At 32.0% G+C, this 15,085-nt stretch carries 17 protein-coding genes; 9 read left to right on the top strand and 8 right to left on the bottom strand.

The genetic code is table 11. From position 1 onward, the window contains the following. Positions 1–133 precede the first annotated feature (133 nt). From DFQ07_RS11845 to DFQ07_RS11830, 4 genes are all read left to right on the top strand, one after another. The gene (locus tag DFQ07_RS11845) at positions 134–1,246 is read left to right on the top strand and encodes a C1 family peptidase (RefSeq protein ID WP_133537133.1); all 1,113 of its coding nucleotides are present in this window, start codon (positions 134–136) and stop codon (positions 1,244–1,246) included. Positions 1,247–1,357: 111 nt separating this feature from the next. Next, entirely contained in the window at positions 1,358–2,806 is a 1,449-nt protein-coding gene (locus DFQ07_RS11840) for a DUF389 domain-containing protein (protein WP_133537131.1), read from the top strand. Between the two features lie 100 nt (positions 2,807–2,906). Beyond that, positions 2,907–3,233, top strand: a complete 327-nt coding sequence (locus tag DFQ07_RS11835; protein WP_133537129.1) for a winged helix-turn-helix transcriptional regulator — start codon at positions 2,907–2,909, stop codon at positions 3,231–3,233. Positions 3,234–3,243: 10 nt separating this feature from the next. After that, positions 3,244–3,531, top strand: a complete 288-nt coding sequence (locus DFQ07_RS11830) for a YciI family protein (protein WP_133537127.1) — start codon at positions 3,244–3,246, stop codon at positions 3,529–3,531. Positions 3,532–3,581: 50 nt separating this feature from the next. On the opposite strand, the gene DFQ07_RS11825 is transcribed toward DFQ07_RS11830, so the two are convergent. From DFQ07_RS11825 to pdxH, 3 genes are read right to left on the bottom strand one after another with little or no spacing between them, the layout of a single operon-like run. Then, the gene (locus DFQ07_RS11825; RefSeq protein ID WP_133537125.1) at positions 3,582–4,478 is read right to left on the bottom strand and encodes a Ppx/GppA phosphatase family protein; all 897 of its coding nucleotides are present in this window, start codon (positions 4,476–4,478) and stop codon (positions 3,582–3,584) included. 8 nt (positions 4,479–4,486) lie between these two features. After that, positions 4,487–4,975: a SixA phosphatase family protein gene (locus tag DFQ07_RS11820; RefSeq protein WP_133537123.1), complete on the bottom strand. Its 489-nt coding sequence runs from the start codon at positions 4,973–4,975 to the stop codon at positions 4,487–4,489. Positions 4,976–5,004: 29 nt separating this feature from the next. Next, the gene (gene pdxH, locus DFQ07_RS11815) at positions 5,005–5,652 is read right to left on the bottom strand and encodes a pyridoxamine 5'-phosphate oxidase (RefSeq protein WP_133537121.1); all 648 of its coding nucleotides are present in this window, start codon (positions 5,650–5,652) and stop codon (positions 5,005–5,007) included. Positions 5,653–5,891: 239 nt separating this feature from the next. Between pdxH and DFQ07_RS11810 the strand changes: the two genes are divergently transcribed. The 5 genes from DFQ07_RS11810 (at position 5,892) to DFQ07_RS11790 (ending at position 11,055) form a co-directional block, all read left to right on the top strand. Then, positions 5,892–8,048, top strand: a complete 2,157-nt coding sequence (locus DFQ07_RS11810) for a TonB-dependent receptor (protein WP_133537119.1) — start codon at positions 5,892–5,894, stop codon at positions 8,046–8,048. A gap of 222 nt (positions 8,049–8,270) precedes the next feature. Then, on the top strand, positions 8,271–8,897 hold the full coding sequence (locus tag DFQ07_RS11805) for a tetratricopeptide repeat protein (protein ID WP_133537117.1): 627 nt from the start codon (positions 8,271–8,273) through the stop codon (positions 8,895–8,897). 590 nt (positions 8,898–9,487) lie between these two features. Continuing rightward, positions 9,488–9,640, top strand: a complete 153-nt coding sequence (locus DFQ07_RS11800; RefSeq protein WP_133537115.1) for a lmo0937 family membrane protein — start codon at positions 9,488–9,490, stop codon at positions 9,638–9,640. A gap of 392 nt (positions 9,641–10,032) precedes the next feature. Continuing rightward, entirely contained in the window at positions 10,033–10,521 is a 489-nt protein-coding gene (locus DFQ07_RS11795; protein ID WP_133537113.1) for a hypothetical protein, read from the top strand. 27 nt (positions 10,522–10,548) lie between these two features. Further along, the gene (locus DFQ07_RS11790; RefSeq protein ID WP_133537111.1) at positions 10,549–11,055 is read left to right on the top strand and encodes a hypothetical protein; all 507 of its coding nucleotides are present in this window, start codon (positions 10,549–10,551) and stop codon (positions 11,053–11,055) included. Between the two features lie 84 nt (positions 11,056–11,139). Here DFQ07_RS11790 and DFQ07_RS11785 read toward each other — a convergent pair whose 3' ends face one another. From DFQ07_RS11785 to DFQ07_RS11765, 5 genes are all read right to left on the bottom strand, one after another. Continuing rightward, on the bottom strand, positions 11,140–11,832 hold the full coding sequence (locus DFQ07_RS11785; RefSeq protein WP_133537109.1) for a TenA family transcriptional regulator: 693 nt from the start codon (positions 11,830–11,832) through the stop codon (positions 11,140–11,142). Between the two features lie 40 nt (positions 11,833–11,872). Further along, a complete protein-coding gene (locus DFQ07_RS11780; RefSeq protein ID WP_133537107.1) occupies positions 11,873–13,441 on the bottom strand; it encodes a serine hydrolase in 1,569 nt (522 codons plus the stop codon). Positions 13,442–13,512: 71 nt separating this feature from the next. After that, a complete protein-coding gene (locus DFQ07_RS11775; protein ID WP_133537105.1) occupies positions 13,513–13,905 on the bottom strand; it encodes a hypothetical protein in 393 nt (130 codons plus the stop codon). Positions 13,906–14,067: 162 nt separating this feature from the next. Further along, positions 14,068–14,538: an OsmC family protein gene (locus DFQ07_RS11770; protein ID WP_133537103.1), complete on the bottom strand. Its 471-nt coding sequence runs from the start codon at positions 14,536–14,538 to the stop codon at positions 14,068–14,070. A gap of 8 nt (positions 14,539–14,546) precedes the next feature. Beyond that, positions 14,547–15,026 (bottom strand): MarR family transcriptional regulator, encoded by a 480-nt coding sequence (locus tag DFQ07_RS11765; RefSeq protein ID WP_133537101.1) that lies wholly within the window; start codon positions 15,024–15,026, stop codon positions 14,547–14,549. Between the last annotated feature and the right edge of the window lie 59 nt (positions 15,027–15,085).

Raw genomic sequence — 15,085 nt, 5'->3', positions numbered from 1 at the left:
CAATCATAACGATTGAGGTTTTTTTGTTGTTAAAAAGTAGAACAAGCTTTTGTCAATATTTAACGACATTCAATTTTAGTAGTCTTATTAAAAAGAGTAAATTGCTCGTTTAATTTATAAAAGATTCAATAAAATGAAGAAATTCCTAATAGGTGCAGCATTTAGCTTTTTTGCTATGAACTCCATTATTGCGCAAGAATATCAGTTTAAAACAGTAAAAGATATTGAAGATACTGAAGTAAAAAGTCAAGGAAGAACAGGAACCTGTTGGAGTTTTTCTACTACTTCTTTTTTAGAATCTGAAATTATTAGATTAACTGGTAAGAATATTGATTTATCAGAAATGTATACTGTAAGGAATACGTATTCAGATAAAGCAAATAATTATTTATACCGCCAAGGAAAAGCACAGTTTAGTGAGGGAGGTTTAGCACATGATGTTATCAATTCTGTAGCGAAGTACGGTTTAGTACCAGAGCAGGTTTTTACGGGGTTAGATTTAGGACAGGATAAACATAATCATGCTGAAATGGTTTCGGTGTTAAAATCAATGTTAGACGCTTATATTAAGAATCCAGCAGGAGAATTGAGTCCGAAATGGAAACAAGCAACAGAAGGTGTTTTAGATGTTTATTTAGGAAAGAATAAAGAAGAATTTGTTTTTGAAGGAAAAACATATACTCCAAAAACGTTTAGAGAACATGTAAAGATAAACCCATCAAATTATGTAACGATAACTTCGTTTGAGCATGCTAAGAAATATGATAAATTTATTTTAAATATTCCTGATAACTTTTCAAATGGAGCGTTTTATAATGTTTCGTTAGACGAATTAGTTTCGACAACAGAGAATGCTATTAAAAATGGATATACAGTAGAATTAGATTGTGATGTGTCAGAAAAAACATTTTCGTCAAAATCGGGAGTAGCAGTAATTCCTGCGAGTAGTTCAGAAAACCAAAAGGCATTAACCGAAATTGTTCAAGAAAGAAAGATAACACCAAGTTTACGTCAAGCAGAATTTGAGAACTTTAATACTACCGATGATCATTTGATGCATATTGTTGGTTTGGTTAAAGATCAAAAAGGAAATGCCTATTTTAAGGTAAAGAATTCATGGGGAGCTAACCAAGGAAATAAAGGATATGTATACATGTCAGTTCCTTATTTTAAGCTGAAAACAATTTCAGTTTTATTACATAAGGATGCTTTATCATCGTCATTAAAAAAGAAATTAAATATTTAATAAAAAGAGTTTAGAAATTATAAAAAGCTTGAGGTTGTAGACTTCAAGCTTTTTATTTTCTGCCTATTTAGAGAAATTTGTATCTTTCCCGAGATAACAAAAACAAAGTGTATGGAAGAAAATAAGCATGAAGAAGTTGTAGAGCAATCAAAGCAAGCAATACAAGAAGATGCGAAAGGCTTATGGGAAAAGATTAAAAAATTTATACTAGAGTTACTAGATTTTAGAGATGATACAGATCATAGTGCTACAATTGAAGCAATAAAAAGTGATATTTCTATTAAAGGAGCCACCGCATGGATTTTAGTGTGTTCTATATTTGTAGCATCTATTGGATTAAACGCAAATTCAACGGCAGTAGTAATTGGAGCCATGTTAATATCTCCTTTAATGGGGCCTATTTTGGGGGTAGGAATGTCGATAGCTATTAATGATATTGATACTTTAAGAAAATCGTTAACCAACTTAGCAACAATGATTGTGCTTAGTTTATTAACGGCTTTTTTATTTTTCTTTTTATTTCCACTTCGTGAAGAAACTTCAGAACTGTTAGGTAGGGTTAGACCCGATATACGTGATGTATTAATCGCTTTTTTTGGTGGTTTGGCATTGATTATCGCTCGAACCAAAAAAGGTACTATTGCGTCTGTAATATTTGGGGTAGCTATTGCAACGGCTTTAATGCCTCCATTGTGTACAGCGGGATATGGTTTAGCTATAGGAAATTTTGATTATTTCTTAGGCGCAATGTATTTATTTACAATCAACACTATTTTTATTGCTTTAGCAACTTTTTTAGTGTTGAAGTTATTAGGGTTTACGATGATTCGCTATGTAAATTCTGCCAAACGTAAAAGAATAGCTCAAATAGCATCTTCTATAGCTTTTTTAGTAATGGTACCAGCTGTATTTACTTTTGTAGGTGTGTATAATGAAAGTGTTGTCGATGCAAACTATAAAAAGTTCTTAAAGACAAAGGTGTATGATAACCCTAATTTATGGTTACAGCGCGAGAATATTAATGTTAAAGAGAAAACAATAAACTTGTTTTTTAATGGGGATGTGAGTGATGCAACAGAGTCCTTTTTAAAGAATGAATTGAAAAGTTTTTCGAGAATAGATTCGTATCATCTTGTAATTAATGAAAATAAAGCACGAAGTGTTGATAGGGTAGTAGATGCATATGATAGGGCTGTATCGGAGTTAGATGAAAAAGATAATATCATTAAAGGATTACATATGGAAATTGATGATTTGAAGAAAACGATAGCTAGTTTAAATCAACGAATAGAGAAAGATGCATTAGATAAAGATAAGAACTCGATACCTTTTAACAAAATTAGTAAAGAGGCAAAAATCAGGTATAATGATATCAAAGAAATAAGTTTAGCAAAAGTATTATCGTCTAGTGATTTTATTAAAACAGATACTTCTACTGTGATTTCTATTAAATGGAATAAAAAATTAGCCGATTCTATTGTTGTAAAAAACGAGAAAGAACTTAAAAGTTGGATAGAAAAGGAGTTAAAAACAACAAATCTTCAAATTAGAAGGAAATAAATAATGATAAAAGCTGATAAAAATATTTAATCAGCTTTTATTTTAAATAAATTACTACAATTTTTGTAGTTAACTACAAAAATTGTAGTTTTGTGTTATTATGAATATACCAACCCCAGGAAAATCAGTTAGAGGTTCAAAATCAGGAAAACCAATTATGGCACTTTTTGATTTGTTAGGACGTAGTTGGACAATGAGTATCATTTGGCATTTGAATGATTCGCCAAAATCATTTAGTGATTTAGAAAAGCTTTGTGATGATATATCGCCAACTACGCTAAATACAAGATTAAAAGAACTTCAAAAAACCTTTATTATAGAGAAAATAGTAGGAGGGTATCAATTAACAGAAATAGGAGAGGAATTATTTCTATTGTTTGAACCTTTAAGAAACTGGTCGAGGGAGTGGTCAAAAAAGTTTAATTAAAAAATAGCATATGTTTATTATCAATTTCAATTTTATAAAACCTATTGAAGAAGTCAATAGATATACCGAGCAACATAGAAACTATGTAGCAAAACAATATGAAGAGGGAAGATTTATAATAGGAGGTCCACTAGAACCAAGAAGCGGAGGTATTGTAATTTCTGACATGAAAAAGAAAGAAGAAATTATCGAAGTTTTGAAAAAAGACCCATTAATAGTTGAAGGAGTAGCAGAATATAGTTTAACTGAGTTTACGCCATTAATGAGTGCTGAAAATTTAAAATCATATGTAAAATAAAAACCGAGGAAATTCCTCGGTTTTTATTTTTGATTATATCTTAATATTGTTTAAAGCTTATTAAAATACAAGCTTTTAATAATTCCGTCAGAAAGTCCAATCTTTGGAACATAAATTTTTCTAGCACCGCTCCACTTCATAGCAGATAAGTAAATTTTTGTAGCAGGAACAATAACATCGGCTCTATCAGGGTTTAACCCCAATTCTGAAATTCGTTCTTGATAACTCATTTTTTTTAAGAACTGATATTGCGCATTTAGGTAAATATAAGAGATTGGCTTACCCAGATCTCTACCAGACATTTTAAAGATCTTGTTAATGTTACCTCCCGATCCAATTAAAGAAATGCGTTTATATTCGCTGGTGTTTTCTTCAATCCAGTTTTGTACTTTTTTAAAAAGAAGTTTATTTTCTGATTTTTTATTGTTTAGTAAACGTACGGTTCCTATTTTAAAGGATTTAGAGTTGATTATTTTTCCTTTTGAAAACAAAGTAAACTCAGTACTACCACCACCTACATCTACATACAGATAAGTTGAGTCAGATTCTATTAATTGGTTTAAATCTGTAGAAAAAATAATGGCAGCTTCTTTTTTACCATCAATAATATCAATTTCAATATCAGTGCCTTGTAAAATAGAATTAGCTACTTCTTCACCATTTCCAGCTTCTCTCATTGCTGAGGTAGCACAAGCTTTATATCGTTCTACTCCATGAATTTTCATGATAAGCTTAAAAGCCTGCATAGCATCAATCATTCGTTGTGTATTTGCTTCAGAAATGCGTCCAGAAACGAAAGTATCAGCTCCTAAACGAATAGGTACACGAACTAATGATGATTTTTTAAATTGTGGTTCTCTATCTCTTTCTTCAATAACGTTAGCTACTAATAACCTTACTGCATTAGATCCAATATCAATAGCGCCGTACTTCTTTATCTTCAAAATATATAGATTTATCTATGGTTTTTAGGAAATTCTACCAATATTGTATTTCCTTTTTTAATATCCTTCCAATGTTTTATATCAAACCGAATTCCTATAACTCCACAGGTAGTTACATGGGCAATTGGTTTGCTTCCAAATTTATTTACAAAACTATTAATACCGTGGTCATGACTAAATACAATAGCACTGTCAAAACTATCATCAAGTGCTTTTACTGTTTTTACCAAATAGCCATCGCTAAAATTATATAGTTGACGTTTTATTTTGAGGTTGGACAATGGGTATCCAAAATTCTCACAAAAAATAACTGCTGTATGCAATGCCCTATTGGCACTACTAGAAAGAAAAACATCAGGTTTTTTTATTTCTTTAGCTAGGTATTTAGACAAAAGATGGGCATCGTTAATACCACGTTCTTTTAATGGTCTATCAATATCTTTAACGCTATCATATTCCCAAGATGATTTAGCGTGACGAACGATATATAGTGTTTTCATTCAAATATAAATACTATGTAAATATAAAACTAAGGAGCTAAACGTTCAAGTTTCCAAGAAAAATCTTTTTGCAAAGTGTATCGAATGCGGTCGTGCATACGATTTGGACGCCCCTGCCAAAACTCAATTGAAACAGGTTTTACGATAAAACCACCCCAGTGTTTTGGTCTTGGGATTTCTTTATTTTCAAATTGTTTTTCAAAGGAAGCTAATCTTTGGTCTAGCTCTTCTCGTGAAGTAATCACTTCACTTTGTTCAGAAGCCCAAGCCCCTAATTTACTGCCATCAGGTCTCGATTCAAAATAACCATCAGAAAGATTTTCTGCTAATTTTTCAGCAGTACCTTTAATAATTATTTGTTGTTCTAAACCAGACCAAAAGAAAGATAAACACACGCGGTTATTATTTAAAATAGCCTTTCCTTTTTCTGAATTGTAATTGGTGTAAAAAATAAATCCTTCCCAAGTATATCTTTTTAATAAAACCACTCTACTTTTTGGAAAACCATCTAATCCTATAGAGGCTATAGTCATAGCATTGGCTTCATCTACCATTTCTGATTCATCGGCAACAAAAAACCAATCTCTAAATAACTCAATTGGATTTTCTGGGCAATTACTTTCTAGTAATTCTCTCTTTTCGTAAGATTTTCTATAGTCACTTAAATCGTGTGCCATTACTGTTAATTTATGCTAGGTAAAAGTACAATTTTATCAAATGCATCATTGCTTTTATACTTTAAAATTTAGCAAGATTTGAATAATTAAAAGCAAGAAAGGTAAAATTTGAAAGAGCTATTCAATGCTAGTTTTGGTATTCAAAACAGTTCGTCAGCAAAATTATACAGTTGAGTATTTCTTTTTGTGCAAAAAAAGAAAAAGGGAGCAGTTTTGTAGCATCAAAAAAATAAAAAACAATGAAACACTTTTTACTTATTATATGTCTTTTTGTTCATGTAATATTAATTGCTCAAACCACTATTTCAGGAAAAATAACAGATAAGCAAGGAAACCCAATAGAAGGAGCGAATGTATATTTAGATGGAACCTATGACGGAACTTCGTCTAATGCAAAAGGGAATTTTTCGTTTACTACTTCTGAAACAGGAAAGCAAACGTTGGTTGTATCTTTTATTTCTTTTGAAACTTGTATTAAAACTGGAGATGTTTCCACATTCATAAACATGAAAATTGTTCTTCGTGAAGATGTAACCACTTTAGATGCCGTAACGATTAATGCAGGGACTTTTGAAGCGGGAGATAATGCAAAAGTAACTGCATTAAAACCTTTAGATGTAGTAACAACAGCAAGTGCTTTGGGAGATTTTGTTGGAGCCTTACAAACCTTACCAGGAACATCATCGGTGAGTGAGGATGGACGTTTGTTTGTGCGTGGTGGTGAAGCTGATGAAACACAAATTTTTGTTGATGGAATGCGTGTGTTTTCTCCGTATACGCCTACCGCTCCAAATATTCCAACACGTGGTCGCTTTTCTCCATTTTTGTTTAAAGGAATTACATTCTCTACAGGAGGGTATTCGGCAGAGTATGGACAAGCATTGTCAAGTGTTTTGTTGTTAAATACGAATGATGAGTCAGTAAAAGAAAAAACAGATATATCGCTGATGACGGTAGGTTTGGGAGTGGGTAATACACAAGTGTTTGGCAAAAGTTCATTAAGTGTGAATGCATCGTATATCAATTTAGCACCGTATCAAAAATTGTTTCCAGATAGAAATGAGTGGAATAAGCCAGTACAATCGTTAAGTGGAGAAGCTGTGTATCGATTTAAGTTTGACGATGAATCACTATTAAAATTATATGGAGCTTATAGCTATACAGACTTTGATATGATTCAAGATAATATCAATTACGAAAATGGTTTTCACTTTGCTTTACAGAATAGAAACCTGTATTTCAACGGATCGTATAAACGACATTTAGCAAACAATTGGACTGTTTCTGGTGGAGTATCATTTGCTAACGACCATTCTAAGGTAGGAATTTCTGAAAGTAAGATTAATGACGATGAAAATTCAGCGCACTTTAAAGTGGTTTTGAAAAAGCGATTATCTAATCGATTTAAACTCAATTTTGGGACAGAATATTTTGTAACCAATTTCACTGAAGATTATCAAAATGAAACCAACGGGAATGCCACTTACGAATTTAACAATAACATTTTAGGAGGTTTTGCCGAAGTGGATATTTTCTTCTCTAAAAAGCTAGGATCTAAAGTAGGAGTTCGTGGTGAGTATTCTGAGTTATTAAATGAGTTTACGGTATCTCCTAGAGCATCGATAGCATATAAATCTGGAGACAATGCTCAGTTTTCATTAGCGTATGGACGCTTTTATCAAAATCCGAAGAATGAGTATTTAAAATTCAACACGGAATTTAAAGCAGAGAATACGTCGCATTTTATTGCCAATTATCAATATGTAAAAGACAAGCAGATTTTAAGAATAGAAGGCTACTATAAAAAATATCAAGATTTGGTAAAGTACGATACTGATTTTACCGAACCCAATTCGAATTATTCAAATTTAGGGGAAGGTTTTTCTAAAGGGATTGATGTTTTTTGGAGAGATAACAAGAACATAAAAAATACAGATTATTGGGTGTCGTATTCGTTTTTAGATACCAAAAGAGATTATAAAAATTACACAACAAAGGCGACACCTAACTTCGCTTCAAAACACAATGTATCGGTAGTAGCAAAGCATTGGATAACCGATTGGAAAAGTCAAGTAGGAATGAGCTATACTTTTGCTTCGGGAAGAAGTTATACCAATCCTAATACCAGCGGATTTTTAAATAAAAAAACTAAAAACTACAATTCTGTAAGTGTGAACTGGGCGTATTTAATCAGTCAACAAAAAATCTTGTATTTCTCGGTAAACAATGTGTTAGGCACCCAAAATGTATTTGGATATGATTATAAAAACACTCCAAATTCAACAGGTGTTTACGAGCGACAAGCAGTTACGCCTTCAGCAGATCGTTTCTTTTTTGTCGGGTTCTTTTGGACGATTAGCGATAATAAAAAAGATAACCAACTAAACAATTTATAAGAGTTTTTAAAAAAGTATAAGGATACATTTAGTTAGATTTCTCATCACTCGTTCCTCATTCTTTCGAAATGACGGATGTAGACATAGCTTGTCATTTCGAACATAGTGAGAAATCTGCTCTTTATAACAATTCAGTCATAAAAAATAACAACTCGGTATAGTATTTTATATAAACAATAACAATCATAAGATATTTGAACTATCAATTAAAATCAATCAAAAATGAAAAAAATTATTACCCTTTTAGCAATAGTATTCGCTATAAATGTATCAGCACAAAGTCAATACGAAAAAGGAATGACCAAAGCATTTGAGCTATGGAAAACCAACAAAACAACCGAAGCAGCTCAGTTGTTTGAAAGAATATCAAAAGCTGAAAAGAACAACTGGTTACCTCCGTATTATGCAGCTACTATTGAAATTATAGAGAGTTTTCAAATTAAAGACGAGGCAACGTTGACTACGAAGTTAACCAAGGCACAAGGGTTTTTAGATACGGCGAAGTCAATATCTCCAGAGAATCCAGAAATTTTAATTACGCAGGCTTTATTAAACATCGCTTATATGGTTTTTGATGGTCAAAAATATGGAATGACCATGTCCATGAAAAATGCAACATTGTATGAGAAAGCATTAAAATTAGCTCCTAACAATCCAAGAGTTGTGTTAAGTAAAGCAGAGTCAGATATGGGAGCCGCTCGTTTTTTTGGTCAGTCTACAGAACCTTTTTGTAATAATATCAAGAAGGCAATTGAGTTAGGAAAAGAAGAGAAAATAACTGAAAAATTTTACCCAAAGTTTAATGTACAAAGAGCGGAAGGGGTGCTAAAAAAGTGTATGAATCCTTAAATTACATACAACTTCTGTTTCGGATTAAAGGTATAGAAAAGTAGGGCAGTAGAAAGTAGTTTGTTTTAATTTAGTTATTCCTAAAAGCCAAATCGTAAGATTACCCCGCAAGAGTAATCTTACGATTTGGCGGTGTTGGTATAGCGCTGAATTTTTGTAAACTACCAAGGTTTTTAATGTTTGGTAACGGTTCGTATAAGATTTTTTACGTTGATTAAGTACCCTACTTTAGCATTAAAAATCAGAAAGAAAAAAGAATATAGACAATCTTCAAAAATATGTAAGGTTCGTCCAATCAATTCAAAAAAAGTAAGGGGATAATCTCCTTCCTTTCGTAAAAGTATAAACGAAAAAGAAAAGCAAATTTAGAGAACCTGTGATATATGTAAATCTAATTCAACATTATGTAAGTAAATAGCTGTTTAATTAACTATCTTTATATGATTAACTATTTGTTTTTAAGTGAGTTATATGGGTTTGGTTCCAGATGAATAATATTATTTGGCTGTATAGAGCAGACTTATTAAGTCTGCTTTTTAATATCTCTATAAAAAGTAGGTTAAGATTTTAACAATTAAAAACATAAAGAAATGAGAAATTTATTATACATCATTGCAGTTATACTTGTAATAGGTTGGTTATTAGGTTTTTTTGTATATAATGCTGGCGAAATAATACACATTTTATTAGTCATAGCAGTCATAGCAGTTCTGTTTAGATTAATAGGAGGGAAAAGAATTTAATAATAAAAGAGATTAAAGATTAAAATCATGAGAACAATAAAATTAAAGTCCTCATATGCATATTAAGTTTACTATTCACATCTTGTAGAGATGAAAAAAGGGAAGTAGCCAAACAAAACGTAGATGAATATACAAGCTATGTAGATTTGATGTCTAATTTAGATTTTGCACGAGCCAATTCTAATTGGAAAATATTGAAAACCTTACACGACTCCCAAAATACTGCCAACAAAACTTAAAGAATCTTAAAAAAGAGATATAGAAGAAGCAACTCAAAAATTTGAAGAGTTAGCTAGATTAAAACAAAAGTTTGCACCTATGTACGCCCTAAATAGAATGGGGACAAAATCAAAAAAAAGCGAAAACAAAACAATAATATAAATTAGAAGAACATGAAAAATACAATAATTGCTAGTATAATGTTGATAATTGGATTCACCATGAATGCTCAAGATATTTCAAAAAATGCTTTAGGATTAAGATTAGGAGATAGTGATGGTTTTGGAGCAGAAGTATCTTATCAAAGAGGTTTAAGTGAAAACAATCGATTGGAGTTTGACTTAGGTTGGAGAGATGGTAAAAATTATGATGGATTTAAGCTAGCTGGTTTATATCAATGGGTTTGGAATATTGATGCAGGTTTTAATTGGTATGTTGGTCTTGGTGGTGGTTTAGGATCCTATAGCTTTAATAATAACAATGGGAATGATTTTACAGACACTTTTGTGTTTGCAGCAGGTGATATAGGGATTGAATATAATTTTGATATTCCACTATTGCTTTCATTAGATTTTAGACCTGAAATAGGTTTTGGTAATGAGATTTATGATAACAATGATTTAGACTTTGATATAGCAATTGGTATTAGATACCAGTTTTAATAATAATTAACTTTAAAAACAATAAAGATGAAAAATTTACTTCCAACATGCTTTACATCAATTAGTAAAGCAATTAAAATAGCGGTAATGCTGTTGCCGTTTTTAATAGTAACGAGCATAAATGCACAAGAAAATAAGCAAAGAATGGAAACAACTAATGTTTATATCGTAAATGTTGAAACCATGGATGGAAAGACCATTCCTTATAAAATTAGAGTAAACGAAACTAGAAGATCTAGAATAAAATTTGCATCAAAAGATAAAATGAAGCTTAATCAAGCTAGAGCTTATAGTCCACAATATGTAACAAAGCTAATTTATGTTGATAAAGATGTTGATAATATTTATGATACTTACATTGTTTTAAGATACAAAAAAGACCCAAATGATAGCTTTAAACTTAAACCTACAAAGAGAGGGTTTAACGTGGAAGTTAACAAAAAATATGTGGAGTATATTTTTGGTGAAGGTATTTACTTTGTAAATAATAAAGATGCCGATTACTTTTTTGTTACGGAATTTGAAGAGTATTGATATTAAAATTTACTTAAATAGTGTCTAGATAAAGAGATATCTGTTTTCAAAAAACTTCCTTACTATTTAGTAAGGAAGTTTTTTTTAACTGCTTAATGCAGTATTAAAATTTTGATATTCGTAGGTTATTGCTTGGGTATAGAGCTGTGTTGCTAATTTTTCATCTACAGGATTTTCTTTCTGGTACTCCTCTAAAAAGTTCCCCATCGCATAAGCACCATTAGGGTCATTGTTGCCAGTAATCCATGGAGCATAAAGATTTTTTGAAGAAGTAGGAGATAGCTGTGCGGCTAACCAAGCCCATAAATATTCACAAGGTATCATGACTATAAGCGCGTAAATGGGATCTTGATGAGAGGCTACCATAGACTCAAATTTAGAATACAATTTACAAACCTCACTAGGTATAATCCCCTCCGCATCTTTAATACGCCATGTTTTTGGAAACGTATCATTGTATTTTTGATAGCTATTGTATTTTTTGTGTAAAAATGCCTTAAGAGTTGGATTTGAAGCTCTGTCCATTGCATTTAGATAATCTTGCGCTCCTTTAAAACAGTAGTAGGCGTCACTAATATTAAACCCTCCATAATGTACAGGGTTGAGCGTTCCCGATTTAATCTCTTGAATAAATTGAGTATTCAACGTTTCATTAGCAATGTCTTGGCAGGCATTCCACATTTTCCAGAACAAAGTATCTGTTGGTGGAGGAGCAGTAGATAATTTATACTCCGTTAAAAAGGTTTGGTCTAGCTTAGTTGATCTATTGTTTTTCATAGTAATCGGGGGGCTTTTATAGGGGGTAGGTAAAAACTAGTTATTTCTCAACTCGTTTTAAGTTTAAATCTTGAAAGTCAAAACTGAAATCAATGTTAGGAGATATGCCTTTCATTTTTATACCCATTGCTTTACCTTCTTCATCTAAATTAAATGTAGCAAACGCATCGGCATTCATATCTGTATATTCCCATTTAATTGCAAAAGTAGTCGCTTTGTAGTAGAACATCTGTCCATTCAACTTAGGTGAACGTTTAGAAGTAAACCAAAGCTTTTCATTCTTTAAAGATATTGTTACCTCACCAAACCAATCATCTTTATAGGTTCCAAGGTAGTTATTGGTATTTATGATTGACGATTTGTTTTTTTTAACAGTTTTCCAAACTTTGGTAGTAACAGAATCTGACTTTTGCCCAGTAGCTTTTGCTTGATCTGCTAATATTTTAACCCAATCTCGTTCTTCAATCTTTAAATATGAATCAAGGATTGTTTCAGGAATAGCACTGTATGCTTTTCCTCCAGGTAAGGAGTTTGTCAAAACCACAATTCCCAAGTTAAGTTCAGGAACTAACACCGTTTTTGATAGCATACCTGGTAAACCACCTGTATGACTAATGACAATTTTTCCTTGCTTATCTGCAATAAACCACCCTAAACCATAAGCAGCAAAATGTTGCTGGGTTCTAGGGTTAGGTTTCGTGGAGAATCCTAAGTTCGTATGAGGCTTCCACATTTGTCTTTGCTGTTTCTCAGAAAACAATTTATTGGATAACTCTTTGCCATATTTCCCATTGTTTAGTTGCACGAGCATCCATTGGGTTAAATCATGTACACTTGTATAAATACCACCAGCAGCTGCAATCAAATCGTTATCGTAAGTAGCCAATTGTTTTATTTTTTCACCTTCGGAATCATGCGGGAATGCTAGGTTTGCATTTTTAGATAATTTAGAACTTACAGGAGCAGAATTTTTCATTCCTAACGGATTAAATATTCTTGACTGTACAAAATCTGCCCAACTCATACCACTAACTCGTGCTACGACTTCACCAGCTACTATATACAGAAGATTGTCGTAATCGTATTTAGTACGGAATGCAGAAACTGGTTTTTGATATTGAAAACTACTTACTACATCTTTGATTGTGAAATTGGAACCATCAGGAAAAAACATTAAATCTCCTGCGCCCAGTCCTAAACCACTTCTGTGAGTTAAAAGATCGAGAATAGTAAAATTAGCGGTTACATAATCGTTGTACATTTTAAACTCAGGAATGTACGTAATTACTTTGTCTTCCCATTTTAGTTTTCCTTCATCAACCAATATTGCTAGAGTAGCAGCTGTAAATGCTTTTGAGTTTGAAGCAATGGCAAATAAAGTGTTTTCATCTACCTTTTCTTTGTTTTCGACGGATTTAACCCCATATCCTTTTGAATGAATCACTTTTCCATCTTTCACCACAGCGACTGCAATTCCTACTGAAGGAGTTGATGTTAATGCTCTATTTACAAGCGCGTCAATTTCAGAGGAATTGATTTCTTGTGCGGTAACAGCGTTAGTGAGAGAAACAATAGTTATTAATGAGAGAAATAGAATTACTTTTTTCATAATTTTTATTTAATGTCTTTTTTGAAGTTTTAATGACAAGTTTATATATCTGCTGAACTTAGCGTAGCTATTTAGTGTATTCCCCAATAAATGAGTCCGCTTATTAGCCACAACAACATCCATTGCCCTAATTTTAAATAGTTCTTTGGAAACTTTTTAGAAATTGTTATTCCAATCAACCAAGCAATCCCATATCCAAAAAAGTAAATGGCTAATAGTTGAAGTAACTGCGTTTCATTTTCTAAATAGTCGGTAAAATTGATAAATCCAAGCCCAATTGAGGCAAACAATAAATCAAACGAAATCCAATGCCAACCACTTCTCGCCATGGTCCATTTTTCTCGTTTTAAATGTTTTGGATCGTCTTCGGGCTCAATTATTTTCAATTCTCTGTCACCCATAAAAGTATGGATTAGAAAAGCCAATAAGGTTAGGATATTAGCGATTAAAATAGGCGTGTTCATAAGGTTGCTTTTTCTTTTTATGATAGCGATTTCATATAACTTCAGTTAGCGGATTAAAGATACTTTAATTTTTGGTTTGGTGCTAGTATAAAAATTCCGAATAAATTCGGACGTGGTCGAATCTATTCGGAATTACAGTTATACATTGTTACTAGTTGGTTTTTATCCCACCAATGTGTTTGGATTATGTCCTATTTTGAAGTTACAAGAATTAGCAATAAAACACATTTTATTTGCTTCTTTGTGTAGTTCGTTCGCTTTAGGAATCATATTTTCGTCAATGATTTTCACGATTGGATTGAGGGTAACTTCCGTGAATTTTCCACTTCCATTTTCAGTTTCTTCCATAATTCCTGTAGCATTATCTACATAGTCAGTTACGGTGATTTTGTGAACAGAACATAAGTGCAAATACCAAAGCATATGACAAGCAGATAAGGAAGATAAAAAAAGGTCTTCTGGGTTATATCTTGTTTGGTCTCCTAAAAAGGAAGGATCAGATGAACCCTTTATTTCGTCATATTTTCCGGGTGCTATAATTTTATGGTTTCTATTATACGACTTATAATTTAAGGTTCCGTTACCTTCATTTCCTGTCCATTCAACTTTTATTTGGTAGTTGTGTTTTTTCATATGAATTGTTAGTTGTTTTTTTCTAGTATTCTTTCGCCAAAGGATGCTTTTTCGAGATTGGATTCTAATACCTCTAAATGCTCAATAATGGATATATCTTCATTGAGTAACTCATAGATTACTTCTTTACCATAGCCCCATATTTGTTCTATTTTAGGTAGAATTTCGATCGCTTTTTGGTTTAAGTTGAAAACTGTTTTTCTTTTATCTTTTTCGTCTTTAGAAGCTTGTAAGTACTCTTTTTTTATCATTTTGTTGGTCATTGTAATTACCGACTGATGCGTAAACCCTAAGCTTTCTGCAATCTCCATTACTGAAATGTTTGGGTTTTGTTGTACTATTATTAAAACTAAATACCAGTTAGGTTCTATATCAATATTTAAGTTTCGATACATTAACCGTGTACTATGGGTCATTTTATCACTAATTCGCTTTAGTCGTGTTGCTAAAGCGATATATCCCATTTCTCTTACTAAATCATTGTTCATTTGACTATTTTGGTCAAAGATAGATAAAAAACGCAGTTAACTGCGTTTTGTTTTGAAAA

It is taken from the genome of Tenacibaculum caenipelagi (assembly GCF_004363005.1).
GTDB lineage: Bacteria > Bacteroidota > Bacteroidia > Flavobacteriales > Flavobacteriaceae > Polaribacter > Polaribacter caenipelagi.
The sequence above is the reverse complement of the archived record's forward strand: the minus strand, read 5'-3'. Positions and strand labels throughout refer to the sequence as shown.

Excerpts from the sequence above, each read along its gene's own strand:
- DFQ07_RS11845 (WP_133537133.1), top strand. The coding sequence starts at position 134 with ATGAAGAAATTCCTAATAGGTGCAGCATTTAGCTTTTTTGCTATGAAC.
- DFQ07_RS11840 (WP_133537131.1), top strand. The coding sequence starts at position 1,358 with ATGGAAGAAAATAAGCATGAAGAAGTTGTAGAGCAATCAAAGCAAGCA.
- DFQ07_RS11835 (WP_133537129.1), top strand. The coding sequence starts at position 2,907 with ATGAATATACCAACCCCAGGAAAATCAGTTAGAGGTTCAAAATCAGGA.
- DFQ07_RS11830 (WP_133537127.1), top strand. The coding sequence starts at position 3,244 with ATGTTTATTATCAATTTCAATTTTATAAAACCTATTGAAGAAGTCAAT.
- DFQ07_RS11820 (WP_133537123.1), bottom strand. The coding sequence starts at position 4,975 with ATGAAAACACTATATATCGTTCGTCACGCTAAATCATCTTGGGAATAT.
- pdxH (WP_133537121.1), bottom strand. The coding sequence starts at position 5,652 with ATGGCACACGATTTAAGTGACTATAGAAAATCTTACGAAAAGAGAGAA.
- DFQ07_RS11810 (WP_133537119.1), top strand. The coding sequence starts at position 5,892 with ATGAAACACTTTTTACTTATTATATGTCTTTTTGTTCATGTAATATTA.
- DFQ07_RS11805 (WP_133537117.1), top strand. The coding sequence starts at position 8,271 with ATGAAAAAAATTATTACCCTTTTAGCAATAGTATTCGCTATAAATGTA.
- DFQ07_RS11800 (WP_133537115.1), top strand. The coding sequence starts at position 9,488 with ATGAGAAATTTATTATACATCATTGCAGTTATACTTGTAATAGGTTGG.
- DFQ07_RS11795 (WP_133537113.1), top strand. The coding sequence starts at position 10,033 with ATGAAAAATACAATAATTGCTAGTATAATGTTGATAATTGGATTCACC.
- DFQ07_RS11790 (WP_133537111.1), top strand. The coding sequence starts at position 10,549 with ATGAAAAATTTACTTCCAACATGCTTTACATCAATTAGTAAAGCAATT.
- DFQ07_RS11785 (WP_133537109.1), bottom strand. The coding sequence starts at position 11,832 with ATGAAAAACAATAGATCAACTAAGCTAGACCAAACCTTTTTAACGGAG.
- DFQ07_RS11780 (WP_133537107.1), bottom strand. The coding sequence starts at position 13,441 with ATGAAAAAAGTAATTCTATTTCTCTCATTAATAACTATTGTTTCTCTC.
- DFQ07_RS11775 (WP_133537105.1), bottom strand. The coding sequence starts at position 13,905 with ATGAACACGCCTATTTTAATCGCTAATATCCTAACCTTATTGGCTTTT.
- DFQ07_RS11770 (WP_133537103.1), bottom strand. The coding sequence starts at position 14,538 with ATGAAAAAACACAACTACCAAATAAAAGTTGAATGGACAGGAAATGAA.
- DFQ07_RS11765 (WP_133537101.1), bottom strand. The coding sequence starts at position 15,026 with ATGAACAATGATTTAGTAAGAGAAATGGGATATATCGCTTTAGCAACA.